We start from the raw sequence: 7,561 nt of genomic DNA on the forward strand, positions 1-7,561 counted from the left end.
AAGGTGTCTTTCCTAACGATATGGCCTTGTTAAAGCTGATATATTTAGCTACTGAACACATCTCTAAAAAATGGACGATGCCCCTGAAAAACTGGGCAATAACGGCTCAGCAGTTGCACATAAGGTTTGGGGATCGGATGAAAATAGACTTATGAAATCAATCTCAAATGCAAAGAAACAAGTTGAACCAAAACAAGCCAAGGGTATATAAACGGCTTCGTGCCTCAGCCGCCCTTGTCTAATTTTGATTCAAACTTTTAAAGAGCATTTAAGAGTTGAGTTCAAAAAAAACAGTAGTTTTGAATACTAGGAAAATTACCAGACAAAGTTTAATTTACACTCCCTAATTATGCCAGATTTTGGATCATCTTTTTCGGGGTTGGCAAACGACCGGAAACTTACAGATGAAGAACTCATCCGTGCAATCAGGTTCTTGGTCGCTGCTGAGTACGAAGCGACTCAATTGTATATGCAGCTTGCAGAGTCAACTGATAGCAAACTTGCCATCGCGGTCCTTAAGGACATTGCCGATGAAGAACTCGTTCATGCCGGAGAGTTTCTTCGATTGCTCCACCAGCTGGCTCCAGACGAAAAGAAATTTTACGCAAAAGGGGCTAAGGAAGTCGAAGAAATAATTAAGAACTTAAAGTAGAATAGGATTTCCTGGAAAATACCCAAGAAACAATGAATAGTTATGAAAATATATCAAGCACCACTGTTTTGAAATAAAATATTAAGAGAGAGTTTTAATTCAATTAAACATTTTAATTAAAAACATTATGAATACATTTAATACAAAAGACAATACGCAAATATACTACAAGGATTGGGGCAATGGACAGCCTGTAGTTTTCTGTCACGGATGGCCATTAAATTCAGACGCTTGGGAGTCCCAAATGGATTTTTTAGCATCAAATGGATTTAGGTGCATTGCTCATGACCGCCGTGGACATGGGCGTTCCAGCCAGCCTTGGAATGGCAATGATATGGATACCTATGCCGATGATTTAGCGGAACTGATCGAATTGTTGGACCTTAAAGCGATTACTCTTATCGGGCACTCCACAGGTGGAGGGGAAGTGGCCCGTTATATAGGTCGACATGGAACTTCTCGTGTAGACAAGGTTGTTCTGATGGGTTCTGTAACCCCTGTTATGCTTAAGTCCAAGACAAATCCTGGAGGAATGCCGATTAAGGCGTTTGACGATATTCGCACCGGTGTTTCCTCCGATCGCTCTCAGTTTTTTAAGGACTTGACCACTCCATTTTTTGGTGCAAATCGCAAGGGGAACAAAGTTACTCAAGGTATGCGGGATGCTTTTGGGTTTCAAGCAATGGCAGGTGGATTGAGAAACGAACTCGAATGTATCAAGGCCTTTTCGGAAACAGATTTCACTGAAGATTTGAAAAAAATTGATGTTCCCACGCTGATAATCCACGGCGACGACGATCAGATTGTTCCTATTGCCGATTCAGCCATGCTCGCTGTTAAACTGATAAAAAATGCAAAACTTAACATCTATCCTGGTGGACCGCATGGCCTAGCTGACACACACAAGGAAAAGCTAAATGCTGATCTTTTGGCTTTTGTGAAGAGTTGATCTAAAATTTTATATTGAGGATAATTTCCGCAATTGCTGAAAACTAAGATCCGTCAAAAATTTGACAAGCAATAAAGTTCTCATCAAATCTCAACCGTTTTAAAACTTAAAAATGAAAACTGCGCTTGTTTTTGTTGCGACACTAGATGGAAAGGTAACCAAATGGGGTGATCCCTTGGTTCGGAAATGGTCATCAAAAGCTGACAAGGATTATTTTCGCATGATATGGCAGGGCTCCACGCTGATTGTAATGGGAAGCACTACTTTTAATGCACACCGTGTAAAACCATCAGCAAGCCATTATTTTGTTGTTATGACGTCAGACCCAGCAAAATACAAGGAGTTTGAAGTAACCGGTCAACTTGAATTTTCGGATGAATCGCCGGCTCAACTTTCTGCACGTTTGGACCTGTTGGATTATAAATATATGCTGCTTATTGGTGGACCTCATATAGCCACTTCGTTTTTAAAAGAACAACTGGTTGACGAATTATGGCTGACGATTGAACCCCGGATATTCGGAACAGGAGGCAATTTTGCAATAGAGGACGAACTCGACATCGAATTATCCTTAATTAGCTGCGAAAAAGTTAACGAGCGGGGAACACTGATAACCAAATATGCGTTGCTGAAGAAATGATGAATGGACTTTTCGGGTATCCAATATACCTTTTTAGTGAGCGATAATTAACCTCGAATATACCAGTATGTCTGAGATTGTAAATGATAATACAAAGGAAAAAGTTCGCAACCGCCGTGTGCACATGGCCAATGAAAGGACATTTCTTGCATGGATAAGAACAGGCATAGGGATAATGGCATTCGGATTTGTGGTCGAAAAGTTCGCGCTGTTCATGAAACAAATGTCATTTGTTCTGGGAAAATCAACTATTGGAGAAAGTCTGCCGCCTTCTCATGGATATTCAGCCATTCTCGGGATATTCCTTGTTGGATTGGGCGCTTTAATGGGATTACTTGCATATGTCAGGTATAAGAAGGTTGAGAAACAGATAAACGAAGATACATGGCAACCATCCTCGATACTTGACGCAATGCTCACAATATCAGTTCTTGCAGTTGGCATTTTCCTTGTTGTTTATTTAATTCACAGTATTTAACCCATATGAAATATTATGGTGAAACGCAAAATACAATTGAACTAACGGAAAGGGTAGAAATGAGTAACAGTAATAAACTCACCATCATCCAGATGAATGACAGCCATGCGTATTTTGACTTACACCAGGAAATGTTTTGGGAAGGCGACCATGCTGTTTATCGTAAAGCAGGAGGTTATGCGCGAATTGCTGCTCTTGTAAAACAGATTAGGGCCGTCAGTCCTAATTGTCTTTTTTGCGATTGCGGCGATACTTTCCAGGGTACTTTCCCGGCACAGAAAACCCAGGGAAAGGCGTTGATCCCGATACTGAACTCAATAGGAATTGATGCCATGACCGCACATTGGGAGTTTGCCTATAGCCCGGAGGTTTTTCAGCAACGGGTTGCGGAACTCAATTATCCCATGCTGGCAATTAATATTTTCGATAAAGTGACAAACAAGCCTGTCTATCCTTCATATATTGTAAAAGAAGTTGGTGGATTACGGATTGGCCTTGTGGGATTAGCATCGAACATTATTGATAAAACCATGCCGCCATCGTTCAGCGAAGGAATTTATTTTACACTTGGCAAAGATGAACTTCCGCCTGTCATCACAATTTTACAAATCGTAGAAAAGGTAGATTTGATTATTTTAATCTCACATCTTGGGTTCCCCCAGGATTTAAAGCTTTTGTCAGAAGTACAAGGAATAGATATCTGCCTTAGCGGGCATACCCACAATCGTCTTTCCGAACCGGTTCTCATTGGTAAAACCATCGTAATTCAGTCAGGTTGCCACGGTTCATTTCTGGGTCGCCTCGATGTAGAATTAAATGATGGACAGATTATTGATTACCGGCATCAGTTAATTGAAGTTAAAGCCAATACAGAACCTGATCCAACTGTGGAAAAGCTGGTTAAAGAAGCACTGGAGCCATTTAACGATTTACTCACGGAGGTTGTCGGTGAAACAGCCACCGCCCTTAACCGCGGAACAACACTGGAATCCACGATGGACAATTTTCTCCTTCAGGCTCTGCTTGAAAGTACCGGAGCGCAATTGGCATTTTCGAATGGCTGGCGCTTTGGTGCGCCCGTAATTCCCGGAAAAATAACGTTGAATGACCTGTATAACATAATTCCCATGAATCCGCCTGTATCAACTGTTGAATTGACTGGCGAGGAACTCAGGGCGATGTTGGAGGAGAATCTCGAAAGAACATTCTCGTGCGACCCATACAAACAGATGGGCGGATATGTTAAACGCTGTCTGGGTCTGCATGTCTATTTCAAGATTGAGAATCCGGCTGGGCAACGTATCCAGAAAATCTTTATTGGCAAAGAGGAAGCAAAGCCAGGTCAATACTACACAGCAGCATTCGTTACCATGCAGGGAGTTCCCGAAAAGTACGGACGAAACCGCAAAAACAGTTCAGAACTGGTAATTGATGCAATGCGAAAATATCTATCCAGTCATCATCCCTTAAGTGCAGAACTCAGAGGTACCTATGTAGTTGTCTAATGGATTTATCGTAATTGTTCAGGAAGCATTAACCCTGTTTGCTGACTTCAATTAAAGTTTCGTGTTTTAAAATGGGTCTGACTCCTTGGTAGTTTAAAAATAGAACAGACTCGGCAGGAGACTAAACGCTTTACCGAAGAACTAAGATTATTGACCCCTATTCCGTTCCCCACCAAAAAACAAGCCCCGAAAACTTAACGTTTACGAGGCTTTCGTTTTAATTGGGTGCCCGAAACAGGACTCGAACCTGCACATCATTACTGATACTAGTACCTGAAACTAGCGCGTCTACCAATTTCGCCATTCGGGCATTGCGAGACGCAAAAGTATAATATTTTGGGGTTGTTTGAACTTTTCGACCGAAATTATTACATTTTTTTAATGCAAAAGCCCCGAGGATTACCTCAGGGCTTCCGTTTCTTAATTGAAACCAACCAGTTACTAGCTCATATATTTAACTATAGCAACCTTACTATCAGCAATATTCATTAGTTCCCAATTCTACAAATTAGCCTTAACGTAGTCGGTCAGTTTAGTATATAGGTGGTAACGAGCATAAATGCTATGGTTACGGTCGGGATAAATCATCATATCAAACTGCTTGTTGGCTGCAATAAGCTTGTTGATAATCTCCATACTGTTTTGCATGTGCACGTTATCGTCGGCCGAACCGTGAACAATGAGCAACTTGCCCTTGAGATTATCTACATAGTTTATTGGAGAGTTATCATCGTAACCAGCAGCATTGTCCTTAGGAAGGCCCATAAAGCGCTCGGTATAAATAGAGTCGTAGAAGCGCCAGTTGGTGACAGGAGCAACGGCAATAGCCATTTTAAACACCTCGTCGCCCTTCATCAGCGCCGACATCGACATAAACCCACCGTAGCTCCATCCCCAAATTCCAATTCGTGCAGGGTCAACGAAAGCTAAGGTTTGTAGGTATTTTGCACCCTCAATTTGGTCGATGGTTTCATACTTGCCCATTTGACCATAGGTCATTTTTCGGAACTCCTCTCCTCTTGCACCAGTTCCGCGAGAGTCGATATTTACTACAATTACATTTTGACTTGCAAGATATTCATCCCAACCTAAGCCCCAACGGTCGAGCACCTCTTGCGAGTTTGGTCCGCTATACTGGGTCATAAGCACGGGGTAACGAATTGCAGCATTAAAGTTGGCAGGCTTTACCATATAACCGTTTAGCAGTACCCCCTCAGAAGTAGTAAAGGTAAAAAACTCCTTTGTTGGCATGTCGTATCCTGCAAGTTTACCTTTCAGCTCTTGGTTGTCCTTTAGCGTTCGTAGCAACTTTCCGTTGGCCGAGTGAAGAGTAACCAACACTGGCAATTTTACGGAAGAGTAGTAGTTGATGTAATACTTACATCCAGCTGAGAATGCAGTAGTATTGTTTCCTGAAAACTCGCTCAACTTCTTCTTCTTTGTTCCATCGAGGCCGATAGCATACACGGAACGACGTAGTGGCGACTCTTCGGCCGATTGGTAGTAAACAATTCGGTTCTTTGCATCAAATCCTTGAATTGAGGTAATATCCCAATTTCCCTTGGTAACCTGATGTAGCTGTTTTCCGGTGATATCGAAATGGTAGATATGCCTAAAACCACTCTTTTCGCTTGGAATAATAAACTCCTTCGAATCGGGAGTAAAGGTGAGATAACTATCGGTAACCTCCTCTACATATCGGCTATTCTTCTCGGTATAAATGGTCGTAGAACTACCACTTTCAGGGTTGGCAAGCATAATATCGAACTGGTTTTGAAGGCGATTTAACCGCATCATGGCAAGCTGTTGGCTGTTTGGCAACCACTTTATGCGACCAACATATTGGTCGGTTTCAGGTCCAACATCCATTTTTACAGTTTTCTTTCCCTCAAGCGTAAACACATGAATAGAAACAATAGAGTTCTTTTCACCCGCCTTTGGATACTTAAAAGTATAGTTGACCGGGTAAAGACTACCTTCAAACTTGGTCATATTGAACTCAGGAACATCAGACTCATCGAAGCGGTAGAAGGCAATACGGCGGCTATCAGGCGACCAAGCAAAGGCTTGCGAAAACCCAAATTCCTCCTCGTAACACCAATCGGTTACGCCATTAATGATTTTTCCATAAACACCATCGGTAGTTATTTGCTCTTCAGCGCCCGAAGCAAGGTCAACCATATAAAGGTTGTTGTTCCGCACAAAGGCAAGCTTCTTACCATCGGGTGAGAGTGTTGAATTTTGCTGTTTTCCGTTGGAAGAAACAGGCGTAAGTGTTTTGGCTTTAATATCGAACACATAAAAATCCGATTTCGAAGAGCGGCGGAATATAGGCTCCGAGTTCGCTTCTATCACAAGCTTGGTTTCATCCGCGCTTAGCTCGTAGCCGTCCAAGGCTTTTACCTGAGCATCTTTGTCCAACTTTGTGTTGAGCTGCTTAATATAACCTCCATCAATGGAGAATAGGGTATCAACAACTTCGCCGGTTTTATACTTATGGCGCACCACGTAAGCAGCTCGTCCCTCCAGCGTTGTATAGTGCTCTCCATCGTTCATAGAGTTAACACCATAAACCGACTGAGCGGCAAACTCTCTCTTTTGAAATAAGTTTTCAAGGGTGAGTGGCGACTTTTGCGCCATCACCGGTAAAGAGAATAATGCCATTGTGGCCAGCAGCAAATACCTGTAATTATAACTCATGTTGGTTTGGGTTTTAGGATAATTCGTCTTTTAGAATAAGAAAGAACATGGAGGTTTAATGATTAGGGGAGCCAAGGTATTAAAAAACTCAGAACGACAGCCATGCAAGAAAAAATGGTATACCTAAAAACACATAGAGAGTCCACAACTACACAGATTGAAAATCAACAATATACACCAAAACTCTTGTTCATTAAATCATTTTATCTATTTTAAAAGGAAGGAAAAATGGCACTTCGTAATCGTAACCCATCACAAACTTAAACGCTATTTGCAGGTGTAGCAGCGACAAATTCTAAGTTACCTTAAATCCGCAGGTCGATTGCTAGGTTTTAAATCTTAGCGTATTTAGGTTTGCTTGGTGGATATTTTGCCATTTTTTTGGTTCGACATAGCCCTTCTTTGCGTCACTTCTTCCGTTTTTCGCTCCCCCTATGGTTTGCAACTTCCTTTTTTGGAAGCCTGCAACAATAAAAACCGTAACGAACCGTAAGTGTCAGGTATTCAATTACTAGCTATTGAGGCGCGGGCATACCTTTCCCATTGGGCACAGCAGCGTGGCCGCTTCACTCCAGCAGCAGGTGGTATTTCTTGGCCGAAAAGAGCTTTAGGATGCGCTGTCGTCCCCGCATTATCC

General features: G+C 42.1%; 6 protein-coding genes, 1 tRNA gene and 1 pseudogene. 6 read left to right on the forward strand and 2 right to left on the reverse strand.

Going from position 1 to position 7,561, the window contains the following annotated elements:
• The 6 genes and pseudogenes from BLS65_RS19130 to BLS65_RS16655 form a co-directional block, all read left to right on the forward strand.
• Positions 1–155: pseudogene (locus BLS65_RS19130) on the forward strand (IS256 family transposase); the annotation flags it as partial.
• A 194-nt stretch (positions 156–349) separates the two neighbouring features.
• On the forward strand, positions 350–652 hold the full coding sequence (locus BLS65_RS16635; RefSeq protein ID WP_092440940.1) for a ferritin family protein: 303 nt from the start codon (positions 350–352) through the stop codon (positions 650–652).
• A gap of 127 nt (positions 653–779) precedes the next feature.
• Positions 780–1,601 carry an alpha/beta fold hydrolase gene (locus tag BLS65_RS16640; protein ID WP_092440941.1) on the forward strand — a complete coding sequence of 274 codons (822 nt, stop codon included), beginning with the start codon at positions 780–782 and terminating at the stop codon, positions 1,599–1,601.
• A gap of 112 nt (positions 1,602–1,713) precedes the next feature.
• Positions 1,714–2,241, forward strand: a complete 528-nt coding sequence (locus BLS65_RS16645; RefSeq protein WP_092440942.1) for a dihydrofolate reductase family protein — start codon at positions 1,714–1,716, stop codon at positions 2,239–2,241.
• Positions 2,242–2,308: 67 nt separating this feature from the next.
• Positions 2,309–2,719: a YidH family protein gene (locus BLS65_RS16650; RefSeq protein ID WP_092440943.1), complete on the forward strand. Its 411-nt coding sequence runs from the start codon at positions 2,309–2,311 to the stop codon at positions 2,717–2,719.
• A gap of 5 nt (positions 2,720–2,724) precedes the next feature.
• Positions 2,725–4,224 (forward strand): bifunctional metallophosphatase/5'-nucleotidase, encoded by a 1,500-nt coding sequence (locus BLS65_RS16655; protein ID WP_212590581.1) that lies wholly within the window; start codon positions 2,725–2,727, stop codon positions 4,222–4,224.
• A gap of 226 nt (positions 4,225–4,450) precedes the next feature.
• On the opposite strand, the gene BLS65_RS16660 is transcribed toward BLS65_RS16655, so the two are convergent.
• Positions 4,451–4,534: transfer RNA gene (locus tag BLS65_RS16660), tRNA-Leu, on the reverse strand.
• A 191-nt stretch (positions 4,535–4,725) separates the two neighbouring features.
• Complete coding sequence (locus BLS65_RS16665) at positions 4,726–6,924, reverse strand: S9 family peptidase (RefSeq protein WP_092440944.1); 2,199 nt, start codon at positions 6,922–6,924, stop codon at positions 4,726–4,728.
• Positions 6,925–7,561 lie beyond the last annotated feature (637 nt).

This window comes from Williamwhitmania taraxaci (assembly GCF_900096565.1).
GTDB classification, from domain to species: domain Bacteria; phylum Bacteroidota; class Bacteroidia; order Bacteroidales; family Williamwhitmaniaceae; genus Williamwhitmania; species Williamwhitmania taraxaci.